This window comes from Paenarthrobacter sp. TE4293 (assembly GCF_050435325.1).
Taxonomy (GTDB): Bacteria; Actinomycetota; Actinomycetes; order Actinomycetales; family Micrococcaceae; genus Arthrobacter; species Arthrobacter nitroguajacolicus_C.
Genome location: NZ_JBNJRY010000006.1, coordinates 318,429 through 335,633, shown reverse-complemented (window position 1 = coordinate 335,633; position 17,205 = coordinate 318,429). Strand labels below are relative to the sequence as shown.

Here is a 17,205-nt window from a genome sequence, read left to right as displayed (position 1 = left end):
CCATGGGAATCGGTGTCCTTTCGGGTGGCCACCGTGAGACCGGCCGGCCTGTTCTTATCGGCCTGTTTGGCTGACAAGAACTACTGTGCCGGGGCTGGATCAAGAACAAATCCTGCAAACCCGCAACACTTCCTCAGGAAAAACTCAAGACTCACCACGGCCTCAAGTGAGCAGTTTCGGAGAAGCTTCCCGGACGCCGGAGTCGTAGCTTTGGAGTATCCGCAAGAATCCAAGCAAAAGAGGGGCCTGTCATGGCTGAGACCGGAACTACCAACAAGACCAAGTCCTACGACGGCTTCACGGAGGAAGAGCGTGCTGCGATGAAGGAGCGCGCACAGGAGCTGAAGAAGGCTCCGCGCAAGAAGGCAAGCAAGGCTGACGGCGAAGCTGACGTGCTGGCCAAGATCGCCGAGATGCCGGAGGCGGACAAGGCCATGGCCGAGGCACTTCATGCAATCGTCAAGGAGCACGCGCCGGAGCTCACGCCCAAGACCTGGTACGGGATGCCGGCCTACGCCAAAGATGGGAAGAATATCGTCTTCTTCCAGAGCTCACACAAGTTCAAGGCCCGGTACGCCACGCTGGGGTTCGAAGAAAACGCCCAACTCGACGACGGGGACATGTGGCCGACGTCGTTTGCCCTCAAGGAAATCACGCCCGAGGTCGAGTCGAAGATCGTCGAATTGATCAAGCGGGCCATCGCCTGACGGCCAGGAACCCCCGACGGCGGCTGGTCACCACATGAGGTAACCGGCGCCGTCGGACTTCGCAGCCGGCGCGTCGGGCTGCTACGCCGGTTGGCTGTTGGAAGGCGGAAGATCCGGATTCATGGGTTCCAGGTCCGGGTCCTCTGCCGTCCAGACCTGAATGATGGCCCAGGTAACCGCGGCTATCGGCACCGCCAGGACGGCGCCTATGATGCCGGCAAGGATGGTGCCTGCCGTCAAAGCCATGAGGATGACCAGCGCGTGGAGCTCCAAGGACTTGCCCATGACTACTGGCTGGAGGAAGTCACCTTCGAGCTGGTTGACCGCGATAACTGCGATGACCACTATCAAGGCCACGATGGGACCGTTAGCCACGAGAGCCACCAAGGCGGCCAGGATTCCGGCCACTGTCGCACCCACTAACGGGACGAACGCACCGATGAACACAATGATGGCCAAAGGGAGGGCCAGCGGAACCTGCAGGATGAGCAGGACGGCGCCGATGGCCACCGTGTCCACCAGCGCGACGATCGCCGTTCCCCGGACGTAACCACCAAGGACCTCCATGGTCCGCTTGCCGACGCGGCGAAGCTTGGCTTCCCGCACGCCTTTAAAGGGTCTCAGGAAGAATTCCCAGATTTTGGCGCCGTCCTTGAGGAAGAAAAACAGTATGACCACCATCAAGCTGGCACCGGCAAGGAACTCCGTGACGACGGACAAGCCGGTCACCGCACCGGAGCGCACTTGGCTGCTCTGGGCAAAGTCCACTACGGCTTGGCGCCCCTGATTCAGCTGCTCCTGGTCAAGGGGGAAAGGTCCGGTGAGCAGGAAGTTTTCCAGTTCGTCCAGGCCTTCCGCGGCCTGGCTGATGAGTTCGTCCCACTGGCTTCGTACCGAGATGACGATGACGGTGACGACTCCGCCGAGCACGATCAATAAGCCCAGAAAGGCCACGCCTGTGGCGAGCCCTCCGCGCCATCCGCGGCGCCTCAACATGTTGACGAAGGGTGCGATCGCCGCTGCCAGAATCAAAGCGATGAGCGCCGGGATGACGAGCAGCCGGACTTGGAGCAACCCGAAAATCGCCACCACTGCCAGGGCCAGAATCAGCAGTATCTGCGTTGCCCGGACGGCCGTCCGGCCCATTGAGTCTTTCCAAAAATCAGGCTTGGAAGGATTGCGTAGGGAAACGGGGGCTGTTTCCTCGGGTGCCGTCATAGTGAACTCCTGTTCGTTCGCATCGGTTAACCGACGTGATCAAACATAAGCCTACTGACTATTTAGTTGGGTGGCTTCTGCTGCCTGTTCTTCCGGGCAGATCTGCCTAGTGGGTCGGGTCGGGGTGTGGCGGGACGGGACCCGGGTCGGGAAATGACGGCCCCGGTGTTGGATTGGGATCCGGTATTGGACTCGGCGGGAATGGCGTGGTGGGGTCCGGTGGTGGCGCCACGGGACCGGGATCCGGGGGAAAAGGCTCGGGTTCGTGATGTGGAGGAAGTGTCACGGTCTCTCCTTGTGGATCTCAGGGTAGGTACTGTGCAGCCTACTCCCGCTCGGCTTCTATCTACAGGGCTCCAAGATGCGGACAGAAGCGGACCGCAATGGTGGATAGCGTGGGGTGATCCGGGCCGTCTCCGGCGTCGACGCCTTGTACTGGGTGGCCCCAACCCCGAGTGGCGACGGGCCCCTCACCGATTACGCTCGTGCTGCCGCGAGCGTGGCGCGTGCGGTTGCCGAGGGTGGCGTGCGCAGGGTGGTTTCCAGGAGCAGTGTCGGTGCTGAGAAGCGTCATGGTGTAGGCGAAATCGATGGGCTTGCTTCGACGGAAGTCGCGCTGAACCAGACCGGCGCCGACGTCACCCACCTCCGCTGCGGCTACTTTTTTACCAACCTTGAGTACCAACTGGATGCGCTTCAAGAAGGCAAGATCCGAGGGCGCAATGCGGGATGAAGCGCTCGCTGCAGAGCACAACGCCCACCACGTTGGCGGCGTGGGCGTATGACGAGCTGAGGCCACTTCTGACTTTTTAGGTCAAATGACCTAAAGTGGGTTTCATGAACGATTCCCTGAGCCTCGATGCCACCGGTCCCGTGCTGATTGTGGGCGGCTACGGCACCGTCGGCACGGCACTGACGCAACTGTCCGCGAAAGAATGGCCCCTGCTCCTAACGGGAAGGAACCCTGAGCGCGGCCACCATCTGGCCAGTGACACTGTGGCCCTTCGTCAATGGGATTTGCGGCAGCAGGATCCCTTCGCCGCCAAGGTCCGGGCAGTCATCAGCACCGTGAACGATCCCGACGACAGGGTGCTGCGCGCAGCCGTCGAGGCCGGGATTCCTTATGTCGACGTCACCCGTTGGACCAGCCGCGTCACCAGGGCCATCACCCAAGCCACCCTCTTGCGTCCAGCAGCACCGGTATTGCTGAGCTCCGGCTGGATGGGCGGTGTGACCAACATCGTGGCTGCGGCCTTGGCTCAGGAGACAGGCGGGGCTGACCAGGTTGACGTCGCCATCCGCTACGACACCAACGACCAAGCCGGGGCCGATTCCGTCGACTTCATCGACCGGCTGGGACTGGACTTCGAAGTACGCAAAGGCGGCCAGGCCGCCGTCGTGCGTCCCTTAAGCGACAGGCGATGGGTGGACATTGCCGGCCACCGCACTAAAGTGGCGCGGCTGGACACACCCGAGCAGTTCACCCTGCCGCTCACCATTGGTGCCGGATCGGTGGCCACGCGGATTGGCTTCAGCTCTCCTGCATCTACGACGGCGCTGCTCGCCGCCAGTGCGGTGGGGCTGTTCCGGTGGGGAAGCGGGTCGCGGTGGGCACCGCTGCGGCGCTCCCTTCTGTACTCACCGGGATCAGGCGGAACCGCGCACCTTCGTGTGGACGTGGAAGGGCCGGGCGGGAGGAGAACCGCCGTCATCTCGGATCCGCAGGGGCAGGCACATCTGACCGCGTTGGGTGGATGGCTGGGGCTGCACTCGGTGCTTGGCGCTGAGGCACAGCCCGGCGTTTTGTTCCCTGAATCGGCAGCAGAACCGGCCTTGCAGCTCGCGAAACTCGCATCACATGGTGTGACAATATTGAGGTCATGACCGAAAGCAAGGGCGCCCTGAGGAAGGCGGCGCTCCTTGACGCTGCTGAGGAAGTGTTGGTCACCAAGGGCAACGCAAACGCGGCGATGCGGGACTTTGCCGCGGCGGCCGGGGTGCGCATCGGGCATCTGCAACACTACTTTCCAACCCGTGCCGACCTCATCCGCGCTGTCCTTGAGCGAGCACTCGAACGCTCGTTGCAGCGGCTTGAGGAGACGGCCGGGTTCGACCTCCGCTCCGGGGCGGCCGGCTCCTTCACCCGGGAGGATTCCCACCGTTTGCTCACCGCACTGCTCCAGGAACATTCGGAGTTGGCGGATGTCAGGATGCACCTTGAGATCTGGGCGCTGGCGGCCTCGGACGAGCCGGCGGCCAGCGCACTCCGGGCGTTCTATGCGCAATACGCCGGATATGTGGATGGCATGGTCCGGCGTGGCCGGCCGGAGTTGCCGGAAGGGGAGGCCTCCGCTGTGGCGGCTGCAGTCGTCAGCCTTTTCGAAGGAGCGGCCGTCACGCGATCCGACATCGCCGGACTACGGACCGAAAACGGAGATCACGCCATCGTCCGCGCGGCACAATGGTTGATCCACGGACAGGAAGCCGTCCGATGACCCACCTGGCGCCGACGTCCGCCCAACTTCGCTGGCAGCTCCTCGAATTCGGTGCCTTCATCCACTTCGGCATCAATACCTTCGCCGGCAAGGAATGGAGCGACGGCACCATCCCGGCCTCCACCTTCAACCCGTCAGAGCTCGACGCCGGCAGCTGGGTCCGTGCGGCGAAGGAGGCGGGTGCGAGGTACGTGATCCTCACCGCCAAACACCATGACGGCTTCTGTCTCTGGCCCACGGCGACAACTGACTACTCCGTCGCGTCCTCGCCGTGGCGCGGCGGCACGGGCGACGTGGTACGTGACGTCGCCGAGGCCTGCGCGGACCAGGGGATAGGGCTCGGACTCTACCTTTCACCCTGGGATCGGAACGCGGACTGCTACAGCGATCCCGCAGCCTACGACGACTTCTACGTCCAGCAGCTCACGGAACTTTGCACCAGCTACGGACCGCTCATGGAATGGTGGTTCGACGGCGCGGGTTCAGTGGGCCGCGAGTACGACTGGGGCCGGATCATCGGGGTGGTGAAGGAACACCAGCCGGACGCCATGATTTTCAATATGGGCCAGCCCACCATCCGCTGGGTAGGCAACGAAAACGGCCTCGCCTCGGATCCCGTCAATTACGTTGTGGACCGAACCTCCGATACCCAGTACACGGACTCCAGCTCGGGGCTCGGAACTGCACACTATTTACCGCCTGAATGCGATGTATCCCTTCGTCGGGGCTGGTTCTGGCATCCGGACGACGAACCCAAATCCACCGAGCACCTCGTTGCCATCTACTACCAATCGGTGGGAATGGGGGCAAACCTCCTGCTCAACCTGCCCCCGGACACCCGTGGGCTGATCCCGGAACAGGACGTCCGGCGGCTCCGGGAATGGAAGGCGGAGCTGGACCGTCGGCTCTCCGGCCCGGTTGAGGCCACCGCGGAACATCACGACGGCGGAGCCACCTTGAGCTTCCCGGCTCCGGTGACCTTCAATCACCTGGAGCTCGTGGAGGACTTGAGTTCGGGGCAGCAGATCACCCACCACGTTGTGACCGGTGATGACGGGGAACTCGGTGACGTCGTGGGGACTGTTGCAGGCGCCGGCCCTGCTGAGGGGAAGACGGTCATTGTGGAGGGAAAGACGGTGGGAAGCCGACGCATCCATCAAGTCCCCGTTGTCACCGCAAAGAGGCTTCACGTGAAACTCACGGGTGTGGGTGGTGGCGTTGATGGCGGAGGCAGGCTGAGGTCTGCGCGTGTTTACACAGGGGCCCTGGATGCCGCAGTGCCCCTGATTCCCGAGGGATACGAAGCGCCCACGGACGCCCCGGAGTAGATGCCTGGACCCAGACGATCGTCAGTCTTTCCTTTGCTCTGCCGCCTACGGTGGACGGTGCCCTTTTTTTGGGGGAGGAGGGGGAGGACAGTGCCAGTCCGGGGTGACGTGCGCGGGCGGTGTCGACGGATGCTGTCGTTTTGGTGGCATATACGGGGCCCTAGGACCCATCTGAGCGGTCCGGTCCTACCTCCAAGCGAAGAGCCTAATAATGTCAGTGCCCCCTGAGAAAGTAAGAACATGGAGCAGATCCGGAGCGGGCGAGCAGGCGAGGCGGTGAAGGCTGCGCGGGTTGCCGCCTCTACCCGGGGAATGACGTCCAAAGACACGACGCCGCCCAACCCCGGCAGGCTTGCTCGACTGAAAACTCCCGCTGTCGGGAACTTTGCGCAGACCCGCAAACTCGGGCGCAGCGGATTTCAGCGCACCGGTTCGGTTCGGCCGGGCAGTTTGGTTCGGCCCGGTGCAGTTCAGTCCGGAACTGTCAGCGGCGATCTGATTGATCAGTTGCGGGTGTTGGAGGAGATGAAGTCAGCCATCTCCGGTTTGCAGGCGCGGATTGCTGTGGCATTTGACCTGGCGCAGCGTGCCGAGCAGGCCGAGGCCGGTGTTCCCGCGGCGGAGCGTGGAAAGGGTGTGGGTGCGCAGGTGGCGTTGGCGCGTCGGGAATCACCGAACCGCGGCTCCAGGCTGCTGGGTTTGGCCAAAGCACTGGTGACGGAGATGCCACACACCTTGGCGGCGTTGAACTCCGGCCAGCTGAACGAGTGGCGGGCCACGCTGCTCGTGAAGGAAACAGCCTGCCTCAGTGTTGAAGACCGGGCCGGTGTCGATGCCGAACTCGCCCCCGACACCGGCGCTTTCGACGGGAAAGGCGACAAAGCGATTATCGCCGCCGCCAAGGCCGCCGCGTACCGGCGCGATCCTCGGTCGGTGGCTCAACGGGCCAGCCATGCCGCAAGTGAGCGGATGGTGAGCCTGCGCCCGGCGCCGGACACCATGACGTACTTGACGGCGTTGTTGCCGGTCGCCCAAGGCGTGGCGGTCTATGCCGCGTTGACCCGTGGTGCTGAGTCGGCCCGTTCCAGCGGGGATGCACGGACTCGGGGGCAGATCATGGCCGACACCCTGGTCGAACGCCTCACCGGCACCCGGGCCGGGTTTACGGGCATCAACCTGGACCTCGTCATGACCGACCGCACCCTCTTCCAGGGAGACAGCGAACCGGCCAGACTCCAGGGCTACGGCATCGTCCCCGCCCAATGGGCCAGAACACTCCTGAACGATGATCGCGAGTTCCGGGTCTGGCTCCGCAGGCTCTACACCGCCCCCGCCACCGCAGAACTAGTGGCCATGGACTCCACAGCCCGGCTCTTCCCCCCACGACACCGACGCTTCATCGAAACACGCGACCACACCTGCCGCACCCCCTACTGCGACGCGCCCATCCGACACATCGACCACATCGTGCCCTGGCGCACCGGCGGCACCACCACCCTGAACAATGGCGCCGGACTCTGCGAAGCCTGCAACCACACCAAAGAAAACCCCGGCTGGACCGCAACACCCACCACAAACACCGCCGACACCCCAGCTACCGCCGACACCACAGACACCCACACCCTTCAACTCCGCACCCCCACAGGACACACCTACCAATCCAAAGCCCCACCACTACCAGGGCACAGACCCTCCAGAACGTGACCAACCCACACCGGGCAGGACGTACTTTTGCCTCCGGGTAAGCCGTTGCCGGGCGGTGCCCCAAAAAGTTTCAAAAAACTTTGTACCCCGCGTAACCCTTTGGCGTACCCCGACGATTACGTCTGTGAAAGGGCCGAGCTGGAATTTGTCCCCCATCATGTTCCAGCTCGGCTCTTCCTTGTCCCAGGGAGTTTTCCTCAGGGCAAGCGGGTCATCCCCGGGGATGACCCGGCAGAGCAGATACCCTTGGTGTGGTCGTCCGTCGTGCAAGGCGGGTGACTTGGCTGAAAGCCACGGACCTGCCGCCGATCGAAAGTCCCACAACTGTGACCGACGCCTTGACCGACGAAGCGCTTCATGCGCTCAAGGGCAATAACGCGGAACTGTTCAGCGCCGTCTACCAGTCCTACGCGGGCCAGGTTCTCGGTTACCTGACGGCCAAAGGCGTGCCCGATCCTGAAGCAAGTACACAGGACGTGTTCCTGGCAGTCCTGCCGCGGCTGGATGACCTCAGCGGCGGTGTCAACGGTCTGCGGACCTTCATCTTCTCGGTGGCCCATGCGCGCATGGTGGATGAGCACCGAAAGCAAAGCCGGACGCCGATACAGCACGAGTTCGAGCCCGAGCGGGACACGCGCGAGTCGAGCTCTGCCGAGGCCGAAGCTTTGAGCAGGCTGGCGCCGTATGAAGTCGCGACGCTTCTGGACTACCTGGGAGACGACCAACGGGAGGTCCTGAACCTCCGCATTGTGGCTGGCCTGACGGTTGAACAGGTAGCCGACATCATGGGGAAATCAGCCGGCGCAGTAAAGCAATTACAGCGCCGGGCTCTTATTACGCTCCGTGAGCATTCGGCAGTAAAGGAATACGTGTCGCCATGACATCCAGGGATACAGAACGCGAAGCGATCGTGGATGAGCTCCTCATCGACGCAGACCTTCCTGACGCCTCGGACATCCGGCTTGCCCTGGTTTCGCTGGGCGACCTTGCCAACCTTCCGGCTCCCGCTCCCAGCGCGGAGCTCGCTGCCATGATTGCCGGCCCGCATGATGAACTGTCCAAGCGTCGTTGGCGCCACAAGCACCGGACAGCGGTGGTCAGTATTGCGGTGGTGGCTGCCATGGGACTGGGCGTGAGTGGTGTCGCTGCGGCCAGTTCGGGCTTCACCCGGAACCCCTCATTCATTGACGAACTGATCGGCAATTTCCAGCCCCGGCCAGCAGTTGCCGCACCATTACCGCCGTCGCCCGATGCGCCCAAAGTCACCACGGAGCCTGCACCCATCGCAGACCCCGCGGCTGTTCCGCCTCCCACGGAAGCTGCGTCAGTACCCGTACCCGCCGCTGCGCCCGCCGAAAATCAGGCACAGGCACAGGCACAGGCACAGGCGCCTGCACCGGGCGCAGTGGAGGCACCCGCAGCGGGCAACCCGGGCGCAGCAGTTCCACACCCGGCCGCCCCGAACGCCGCCACACCAAGCGCGCCCGACCACGGCACGGCTCACCAGCCCCCAGCAACGCCGAACCGGGACAAGCCGCAGGGCCAGGGTGCCGGCAAAGCTGAAGCGGCAGGGAACGGCGCGGCGAAACCAGCCAAGCCCGAAGCCCACGGCAAACAGGGACCCGTGCTTCCATCGCTTTCCGACAAGCGCTCAGAAGAACAGTTCCAAGATGCTTTGGACAAGTGGAAGAAGTGGCTGAAACACAGCCACCGCTAGAGGCACGCGGCCAGGGGCGTTACGCCAGAACCTGGCGCTTCGACGAAATCACTCCGGTATCGAAGCCTGCCAGGTGGAGTCCGCCGTGGAAGCGGGCATGCTCGATCTTCACACAGCGGTCCATCACCACGTTGAGGCCTGCGGTCTCGGCATCGCGTGCAACATCCTCGTGCCAGGAACCCAGCTGAAGCCAGAGTGTCTTGGCGCCGGCGGCGACAGCTTCGTCCAGGACTCCCGGAAGATCATCGTGCTTGCGGAAGACGTCCACGATGTCCGGGGACTCAGGAAGATCGGCCAGTGAGGCGTAGGTCGGCTGCCCCAGGATCTCCTTGACCACGGGGTTCACGAAGTACACCTTGTATCGCGTGGATGACTGCAGGTACGTGGCCACGAAATAGCTGGCACGGGACGGCTTGTCCGACGCCCCCACAATCGCGATGGACTTGGCTTGGCGCAGGAGTGCCAGTCGCTCCGGAGCAGACGGGCCGTCCCACGTACGTTCGCTGTTGCTCATGCTTTTGCTCCTACGACTGGGGTGCCCACGGTGCAGGCCTCCACGGGTTCTTGAGCCGCCGGGGCAGCAACCGACTGGGCCTCCGTCAGCGCCTGGTCCAGATCCCAGAGAATGTCCTCCAGGTCTTCCAAGCCAACGGATATGCGGACCAGGTCCTCCGGGACGCCGGCCGACTCAAGTTGATCGGCGCTCAGTTGCTGGTGGGTGGTGGAACCCGGGTGGATCACCAGCGTGCGCGAATCACCGACGTTGGCCAGATGGGAAGCCAGCTGCAGGGACTCGATGAACTTTTGCCCGGCGGCGCGACCTCCGGCAACACCGAACGAGAACACCGAACCAGGCCCCTTGGGCAGGTACTTCCGTGCGCGCTCGAAATGGGGGTGTGACGGCAGGCCGGAATAGTTCACGTACGCTACGCGGGGATCGGCCTCGAGCCATTCGGCGACGGCCTGAGCATTCTTCAGGTGCTCGTCCAGGCGCTGGGGGAGTGTTTCGACGCCCTGCAGCAGCTGGAACGCGGACAGAGGCGAGAGCGCAGGACCAATGTCGCGCAGGTGCTCGCAACGCAGTTTGGTCAGGAAGCCGTATTCGCCGAAGTTGCCCCACCAGGAGACGTTTCCATAGGAGGGCACTGGTTCGGTCATCATGGGGAACTTGCCGTTGCCCCAGTTGAACCGGCCGCTCTCCACGATCACGCCGCCCAGGGTGGTGCCGTGGCCGCCAATGAACTTGGTGGCCGAGTGGATCACGATGTCCGCACCGTGCTCGAACGGCCGCACGAGGTAAGGCGTGCTCAAGGTGGCGTCGACCACCAGGGGGATACCGGCGTCGTGCGCTACCTTGGCCAGCCCCGCGAGGTCCTGGACTTCCGACGACGGGTTTGCCACCACCTCGACGAACACCGCCTTGGTGTTCTCCTGGATGGCCGCGGCATAGTCTGCCGGGTCCGTTCCGGGCACGAAGGTGGTGTCGACGCCGAAACGGCGCAGTGAGACGTCCAACTGCGTGACGGTGCCGCCGTACAACTGGGAGGCCGCGACGATGTGGTCGCCGGACTGCGTCAACGCAGCGAACGTGATGAACTCAGCCGCCATGCCCGACGACGTTGCTACCGCCCCGATGCCGCCCTCCAGGGATGCAATGCGTTCCTCGAAGGCCGCGACGGTGGGGTTGCCGATGCGGGAGTAGATGTTGCCGTACTTCTGCAGGGCGAAGAGGTTGGCGGCGTCGTTGGTGTCCTTGAACACGAAGGACGTGGTCTGGTAGATCGGTACGGCGCGGGCACCGTGCTCGGCGTCGGGCGTGCCACCGGCGTGCAGGGCGCGGGTACGGAATCCGAAGGTGCGGTCGGCCATCAGACTGCCACCGACTCGGCGACGGGAGTAGCGGAAAGATCCAACTCGGTGCCGTTCTTGCTGGCGAGGTCTGCCTCGAGTTCGCGGACGATCGGAAGGATGTCCTGGCCGAACGCGGCGATCTCTTCCTGGAAGTGCAGGTATCCGGTGAGGAACAGGTTGACGCCGATCTTCTTGTATTCCACGATCCGCTCGGCGATCTGCTCGGGCGTGCCGATCAGTTGGGTCTTAAAACCGTCGTTGTACTGGACCAGGTCCTCGAACGTGGAGTCGGCCCACATGCCCTTGCCGTCCTTGGTGGAGGCGCCGGCTTCCTGCACGGCGTCGCGGAAGCCCTGGACTGCGGGCTTGTGTGCCTTCTCCACGATCTCGCGGAGGGTGTCGCGGGCCTCCTTTTCGGAGTCGCGGGCAATGACGAAACCGTTGAGGCCGAAGCGCGGGGCTGCCAGCGCACCCTCGGAGCCGCGGTTCGTTTCACCGGCCGCAGCGACAACACCGGCAATGTTCTCCTTGAAACCCTCAAGGTCCTTGCCGTTGGAGAAGTACCAGTCGGCGACGCGGCCCGCGGTGGCCTGTGCCGCCGTCGAGTTTCCACCGAAGAAGATTTCCGGGTGCGCGCGGCCGGGAACGTCCACTGGTGCCGGGTTCAGCGTGAAGTCGGTGATGTTGTAGTACTTGCCGCCCTGGCTGTAGCCCTGCTCGGTCCACAGGCCGCGGAGTACCTTGATGAACTCTTCGGTGCGGACGTAGCGTTCGTCGTGTTCGAGCCATTCCAGGCCGAAATTGATGAACTCGCTCTTGAGCCAACCGGAGACGATGTTCACGGCCGCGCGGCCATTGGAGATGTGGTCCGCGGTAATGATGTATTTCGCCAGGACGCCAGGGTGCCACATGCCGGGGTGGACAGCGGCGATGACCTTGAGGCGTTCGGTCGCGGCGAGGAGTGCGAGGCTGAACGACGTCGCTTCGTGCTGCTTGTCGGCGCCGTAGGACGCGGCGTAGCGGGTCTGGGTCAGTGCGTACTCGAAGCCGGAGTTCTCAGCGATCCGCGCCAGCTTCTTGTTGTAGTCGAAGTCCCAGCCGGTGCGCTGCTCGATGGTGGACACCACCAGCCCACCGGAAACATTCGGAACCCAATAGGCGAACTTGAGCGGTTCGGAGAGCCGTGCAACGTTGCTGATCCCGGTCATGAATTTTCCTTTACTAAAGCCCGCTCGCGCAGGACGTCCTGGATGCCGGCAATCGCCGGTTCGTTCTGGAGTGAGGTGGTATCGCCCAGGGCGGTTCCCTCGAAAAGTTGGGTCAACAGCCGGCGCATGATCTTGCCGCTGCGCGTCTTGGGTACGTCGGCAACCACGACGACGTCGCGCGGCTTGGCGATGGGGCCGATCTCCTTGCCGACGTGGTTGCGCAGGTCGTTGGTGACGTCCGCTGACAACCCGCCTGAGGCGTCGTTGCGGAGAACGACAAACGCGACGACGGCGTGCCCGGTGGTGGGATCGGCCACGGGACAGACCCCGGCTTCCACCACGTCCGGGTGGGTGACCAAGGCGGACTCGATTTCGATGGTGGACAGCAAATGCCCGGAAACATTGAGGGTGTCGTCCACGCGCCCAAGGATCCAGATGTCACCGTCGGAATCGTATTTGGCGCCATCGCCGGCAAGGAACCAACCCCTTTCCGCGTACTGGCTCCAATAGGAATCGAAGTAGCGCCGCGGGTTGCCCCAGACGGTGCGCGCGATGGCGGGGCCGGGACGGTCCACAACGATGAAGCCCGGGACGCCGGGCTGTGACAGTGCGCCTGTTTCGTCCACCACCCGGGTACTCACGCCAGGCAAAGGACGGGCCGCGCAGCCTGGCTTGAACTCCGTATCGGTAGGAGCCGGCGACATGATGGTGGCACCCGTTTCGGACTGCCACCACGTATCAACCACGGGAGCAGTTCCGCCGCCGATGTTGTCGCGGAGCCATCGCCACGCCTCGGGATTGACGGCCTCGCCCACCGTCCCCAGAACGCGGATGGACGAGAAATCGTAGCTGTCCGGGACGCCGTCGGGGAACCAGCCCATCAACGACCGGACCAGGGTAGGTGCCGTGTAGTACTGGGTGACCTTGTAACGCTCGATGATCTCGAAGTGCCGGCCGGGGTGCGGAGTGTTGGGCGTGCCCTCGAAGATCACCTGCGTGACCCCGTTGGAGAGCGGGCCGTAGATCTCGTAGGTGTGGGCCGTGACCCAGGCGAGGTCTGCGGTGCACCAATGGACATCGTGTTCCCGCAGGGCGGGGTCCGGGTTGCTGAAGAGGTATTCGAAACTCCACGAGGCCTGCGTCAAGTAGCCGCCCGAGGTGTGGACCAAGCCTTTTGGCTTTCCCGTGGTCCCCGAGGTGTACATGATGAACAGGGGAGTCTCGGCGTCGAAGGCTTCGGGCTCATGAACATCCGAAGCAGCGTCGACGACGTCGTGCCACCAAACATCACGGCCCTCCGTCATGCTGACGCTGCCCAGGTCCCCGGCGGCGGTGGTGCGGTTGATGACCAGCACGTGCTCGATGGCGTTCCCACCGGAGACGGCGGCGTCGGCGTTGTCCTTGACGGGCACCGCAACCCCACGGCGGAACTGGCCATCCGTCGTCACCAGGAGCTTGGCTTGGGTATCTTCCACGCGGAAACGGAGCGCCTCGGCGGAGAAGCCGCCGAACACCAGCGAGTGGATCGCCCCAATGCGGGCCACAGCCAGGGTGATGATGACGGTCTCGGGAATTACCGGAAGGTAGATCACCACGCGGTCGCCCTTGGTGACACCCAGCGCAAGCAGTGCGTTGGCCGCTTTGGACACTTCGCGCTGCAGTTCGGCGTAGGTGACAGCGCGGCGGTCACCGGGCTCGCCCTCGAAATACAGGGCCACCTTGTCACCCCGCCCGGCCAGCACATGCCGGTCCACGCAGTTGTACGCTACGTTCAGTTTGCCGCCGTCGAACCAGGTGATCTCCGGGCCTCGGCCCGCCTCGACGTCGGTCGGTTTCCACGTGTGCGCGGTATGCCAGGGCGCAGCCCAGTGCAGTCGGCGGGCTTGTTCCTCCCAAAAGCCGACAGCTGAGCCGTTGTCATCGAAACTGCTGTGACGCGCCCGGCACGCGGAACCGGCGCCGTGCACTGCGCCGTCCTTGGGCTCAGTCGAGGACCATCCCGAAGAGCCGTGAAGTGGGCCGGGCACGTCAAGCAGCCCTTCTTCAGAGGCCGTCGCGTCCGAAGTGGTGTGTGAAATTTTTGGTGCGGGTACGGCAGAAGCCATGCGTAGTCTCCCTGCCTGGAATGGCGCAGTGCGATACAGCGCAGTGCGCTACAAGGGATGGTCGCCCGTGTGTCGCCGGGATGGTCATTTCCACTAAAGCCGATCGTTCATTTGACTCAAAATTGGCCGGACTCCATGCGTAATATTCGCCACTGACCCGCCTTTTGCTGGATACGGTGCAGAAAATTCGGCAAAGACGCTTCCGGAGGGTCGGGAGTAGGCTTTGTCTATGATGCATGTCAACGATCCGGCCGTCGTCGAGCGGTTGATGCGAACAAAAGGCACCTGGGCCATTGTGGGTCTCAGCACCAACCAATGGCGTTCCGCCTACGACGTAGCGCTTTACGTGCGGGACACCATGGGCATGGAGATCATCCCCGTCAATCTCGAGGGCGAAGATGTGCACGGCGAGAAGGGGTACAAAACCCTGGCGGATATTCCCGAAGCCCGGCATCCCATCGACGTGGTGGACTGCTTCGTCAACTCCCAGCGCGTGGGCGCGGTGATCGACCAAGCCATTGCGATCGGCGCCAAGGCCGTCTGGCTGCAATTGGGTGTGTTCGACGACGAAGCCACCCAGCGCGCCAAGGACGCGGGACTAGATGTGGTAGTCAACTCCTGTCCGGCGCGCGAAGGCTGGCACTACGGCTTGTGATTCCGGGGCGGGTTCCTCTGCTAGATTGCAGCTGAATCATTTCTTGAGTCTTGGGGGACAGCCATGTTCGGCGGCCATTCTGCGGTGCCATTTTCCACTCCCAGCAGACGGGCCGCCATCGGTATCCTTGGCGCCTCCGTGGTGGCTGGCTTGAGTGCCTGCACTGCGGTTGAAGGTTCGACGCCGGCGCTGACGCCCAGCGGCACTGCAGGGTCGCCCGAGGCACCGGGGCCGAATGGTGCGCTGGCCCCGGAGGTGAGATCCCGACGTCGTCCGCTTCGCCGGCTCCTACGCCCACCCCCACCAAGCGCATCCGGCGCGGGTTCATCCCGGATTACCAGCTCCCGCCGATCGTCGGCGGCCTGGCTCCCGTGATCACCAAGATCCGACCAAGCATCCGGTGGTGTTCCTGACCATCGACGACGGCAACATCAAGACCCAGGAATCCGTGAAGCTCATGGCGGAGTACGACTACCCGGCGTCACTGTTCCTCACCAAGGACACGATCGCGGACAACCCTGCGTTCTTCAATGCGTTCAAAGCCCAGGGCAGCCTGATCGAGAACCACACAGTCAGCCACAACATCAACATGGTGCGGCAGTGGGGTTACCAGCAGCAGCTCAACGACATGGTGGGTATGCAGGAATACGCGTTCCAGCACTACGCCCGCCGGCCCACACTCTTCCGTCCGCCGGGAGGCGCCTACTCCAACGTCATGCGCCAAGCCGTCGCAGCGGCGGGCATGAAAGCGATCGTCACTTGGGAAGCCAAGGCAAACGCCGGAAAAATGGACTACCAGGTGGGCAATTCCCTGCGTCCGGGCGACATTGTCCTGATGCATTTCCGCGCCGAGTTCGCCGCCGACCTCGCTGCTTTCCGTGCGGCGCAACTGGCTGCCGGCCTGGAAGTGGTGCTGCTGGAGGACTTCCTGGGCGTTGTTTAAGAGGAGCGTAAGCGTGGCCCCTCACCCGAAGCGCCAGTAGGCTCGCTCCATGGACGTTTCCCGACTCCGCGATATTTGCCTTGGCTTTCCCGGCGCGTTCGAAGACTTCCCCTTTGGGCCCGAGACATCCGTGTTCAAGGTGCGTGCCGCCGTCGCCGGTGGAGCCCGCCACGAGGCGAAGATGTTCGCCCTTTCCACGATGGATCCCGATAACTGGTCTGTGAGCCTCAAATGCGAGCCTGCTCTGGCCGAGCAGCTGAGGGCGGCGAACCCCGAAATCACCGGTGCCTGGCACATGAACAAGACCCATTGGAACGGGGTCCGCCTGGACGGTGCCCTGTCCGACGACATGGTCCGGGACATGGTGGAGGACTCCTACGACCTTGTCGTGGCCACCCTGAGCCGCAAGCAACAGGAGCAACTCGGCTGGGCAAGGCTGGCGCAACCCAAGGACACCTGACACGCCTTCCGACACCCTCCCCACGGCGCTGACATGGGACTAGATTGATACTGCATACCTAAAGACCTCAGCCACGGTGCTGGTCAGGAGCGGTTTGATGCTGGATCAGAAGACACTGGACCTCCTATGGAATTTTCGCGATCCGGCAGCCTCGGAGGCCGCGTTCCGTGCAGCGATGATCGAGGAAACCTACGACGCCGACGAGCGCGCTGAGTTGGCTACCCAGCTTGGGCGGGCCATCAGTTTGCAGGGCCGCTTCGAGGAAGCCGATGCCCTTCTGGACGAAATCGACGACGACGAGCCCACGGTGGGTGTGCGGATCCTCCTGGAGCGCGGACGGGTTTTGAATGCCGGCGGGCACCCCGCCATGGCCGTGCCGCTTTTGGAGCAGGCGGCGGAGTTGGCGGACCACCTTGGTGAGGAATTCCTGGCAGTGGACGCACTGCACATGCTCTCCCTCGCCGATGCTGCCCATGCCGAGGTTTGGATGCGAAGTGCGCTCGAATATGCCTCCACGGCCCATGATGAGCGAACCAAGCGCTGGATGATTGCTTTGCACGTTGGCCTCGGCTCGTTTCTTAGCGGTAAAAAGCGGCTCACGGAGGCCATGGTGGAGTTCCAATTAGCCGAACAATGGGCGGAACGACTGGGAACTGAGCGGCAGAGGGCCTTGATCCAGGAGGCCATCACGGAGTGCGGAAAGGCCCTGGCTGAGGGTCCCTAGAAAGATCACGCTTTGACAAATGTTGATCGAAACTGCCGCGAAATATTGATTTTCGATCATTCGTGGTGAATTATGTCACAGAAGGTTGGT

Annotated in this window: 17 protein-coding genes; 12 read left to right on the top strand and 5 right to left on the bottom strand. The window is 63.4% G+C overall.

What is annotated here, in order from left to right; genetic code table 11:
* The first annotated feature begins 251 nt into the window (after positions 1 to 251).
* Positions 252 to 707, top strand: a complete 456-nt coding sequence (locus tag QF015_RS14590; protein WP_310203006.1) for an iron chaperone — start codon at positions 252 to 254, stop codon at positions 705 to 707.
* An 81-nt stretch (positions 708 to 788) separates the two neighbouring features.
* Here the strand turns inward: QF015_RS14590 and QF015_RS14585 are convergent, their stop codons facing one another.
* Positions 789 to 1,925 (bottom strand): AI-2E family transporter, encoded by a 1,137-nt coding sequence (locus QF015_RS14585; RefSeq protein WP_429389840.1) that lies wholly within the window; start codon positions 1,923 to 1,925, stop codon positions 789 to 791.
* A gap of 400 nt (positions 1,926 to 2,325) precedes the next feature.
* Here QF015_RS14585 and QF015_RS14580 point away from each other — a divergent pair, with 400 nt between their 5' ends.
* The 7 genes from QF015_RS14580 (at position 2,326) to QF015_RS14550 (ending at position 9,169) form a co-directional block, all read left to right on the top strand.
* Entirely contained in the window at positions 2,326 to 2,658 is a 333-nt protein-coding gene (locus tag QF015_RS14580; protein WP_429389838.1) for a hypothetical protein, read from the top strand.
* Between the two features lie 104 nt (positions 2,659 to 2,762).
* On the top strand, positions 2,763 to 3,809 hold the full coding sequence (locus tag QF015_RS14575) for a saccharopine dehydrogenase (RefSeq protein ID WP_310203000.1): 1,047 nt from the start codon (positions 2,763 to 2,765) through the stop codon (positions 3,807 to 3,809).
* On the top strand, positions 3,806 to 4,420 hold the full coding sequence (locus QF015_RS14570; protein WP_429389836.1) for a TetR family transcriptional regulator: 615 nt from the start codon (positions 3,806 to 3,808) through the stop codon (positions 4,418 to 4,420). Before QF015_RS14575 ends, QF015_RS14570 begins: the two co-directional genes overlap by 4 nt.
* Positions 4,417 to 5,748 carry an alpha-L-fucosidase gene (locus QF015_RS14565; RefSeq protein WP_429389834.1) on the top strand — a complete coding sequence of 444 codons (1,332 nt, stop codon included), beginning with the start codon at positions 4,417 to 4,419 and terminating at the stop codon, positions 5,746 to 5,748. The genes QF015_RS14570 and QF015_RS14565 overlap by 4 nt, the downstream gene beginning before the upstream one ends.
* A gap of 240 nt (positions 5,749 to 5,988) precedes the next feature.
* On the top strand, positions 5,989 to 7,452 hold the full coding sequence (locus QF015_RS14560) for an HNH endonuclease (protein WP_429389832.1): 1,464 nt from the start codon (positions 5,989 to 5,991) through the stop codon (positions 7,450 to 7,452).
* Positions 7,453 to 7,778: 326 nt separating this feature from the next.
* Complete coding sequence (locus QF015_RS14555; protein WP_429389858.1) at positions 7,779 to 8,333, top strand: RNA polymerase sigma factor; 555 nt, start codon at positions 7,779 to 7,781, stop codon at positions 8,331 to 8,333.
* Positions 8,330 to 9,169, top strand: coding sequence for a hypothetical protein (locus QF015_RS14550; protein WP_429389830.1), 840 nt, complete (start codon positions 8,330 to 8,332; stop codon positions 9,167 to 9,169). The genes QF015_RS14555 and QF015_RS14550 overlap by 4 nt, the downstream gene beginning before the upstream one ends.
* Positions 9,170 to 9,188: 19 nt before the next feature.
* Here the strand turns inward: QF015_RS14550 and QF015_RS14545 are convergent, their stop codons facing one another.
* The 4 genes from QF015_RS14545 to acs are packed head-to-tail and all read right to left on the bottom strand — an operon-like array spanning position 9,189 to position 14,333.
* Positions 9,189 to 9,683, bottom strand: coding sequence for a CoA-binding protein (locus QF015_RS14545; protein WP_310202991.1), 495 nt, complete (start codon positions 9,681 to 9,683; stop codon positions 9,189 to 9,191).
* Complete coding sequence (locus QF015_RS14540) at positions 9,680 to 11,038, bottom strand: O-acetylhomoserine aminocarboxypropyltransferase/cysteine synthase family protein (protein WP_310202989.1); 1,359 nt, start codon at positions 11,036 to 11,038, stop codon at positions 9,680 to 9,682. Before QF015_RS14540 ends, QF015_RS14545 begins: the two co-directional genes overlap by 4 nt.
* Positions 11,038 to 12,228 (bottom strand): dimethylsulfone monooxygenase SfnG, encoded by a 1,191-nt coding sequence (sfnG, locus tag QF015_RS14535; protein ID WP_429389825.1) that lies wholly within the window; start codon positions 12,226 to 12,228, stop codon positions 11,038 to 11,040. Before sfnG ends, QF015_RS14540 begins: the two co-directional genes overlap by 1 nt.
* Entirely contained in the window at positions 12,225 to 14,333 is a 2,109-nt protein-coding gene (acs, locus tag QF015_RS14530) for an acetate--CoA ligase (RefSeq protein WP_429389823.1), read from the bottom strand. Before acs ends, sfnG begins: the two co-directional genes overlap by 4 nt.
* A 229-nt stretch (positions 14,334 to 14,562) precedes the next feature.
* Here acs and QF015_RS14525 point away from each other — a divergent pair, with 229 nt between their 5' ends.
* The 4 genes from QF015_RS14525 to QF015_RS14510 all read left to right on the top strand — a co-directional run bounded on the left by QF015_RS14525 (position 14,563) and on the right by QF015_RS14510 (position 17,115).
* Positions 14,563 to 14,988, top strand: coding sequence for a CoA-binding protein (locus QF015_RS14525; protein WP_429389821.1), 426 nt, complete (start codon positions 14,563 to 14,565; stop codon positions 14,986 to 14,988).
* Between the two features lie 403 nt (positions 14,989 to 15,391).
* Complete coding sequence (locus QF015_RS14520; protein ID WP_429389819.1) at positions 15,392 to 15,931, top strand: polysaccharide deacetylase family protein; 540 nt, start codon at positions 15,392 to 15,394, stop codon at positions 15,929 to 15,931.
* 49 nt (positions 15,932 to 15,980) lie between these two features.
* Positions 15,981 to 16,391 (top strand): MmcQ/YjbR family DNA-binding protein, encoded by a 411-nt coding sequence (locus QF015_RS14515; protein WP_310202983.1) that lies wholly within the window; start codon positions 15,981 to 15,983, stop codon positions 16,389 to 16,391.
* 97 nt (positions 16,392 to 16,488) lie between these two features.
* The gene (locus QF015_RS14510; RefSeq protein WP_429389816.1) at positions 16,489 to 17,115 is read left to right on the top strand and encodes a hypothetical protein; all 627 of its coding nucleotides are present in this window, start codon (positions 16,489 to 16,491) and stop codon (positions 17,113 to 17,115) included.
* Positions 17,116 to 17,205 lie beyond the last annotated feature (90 nt).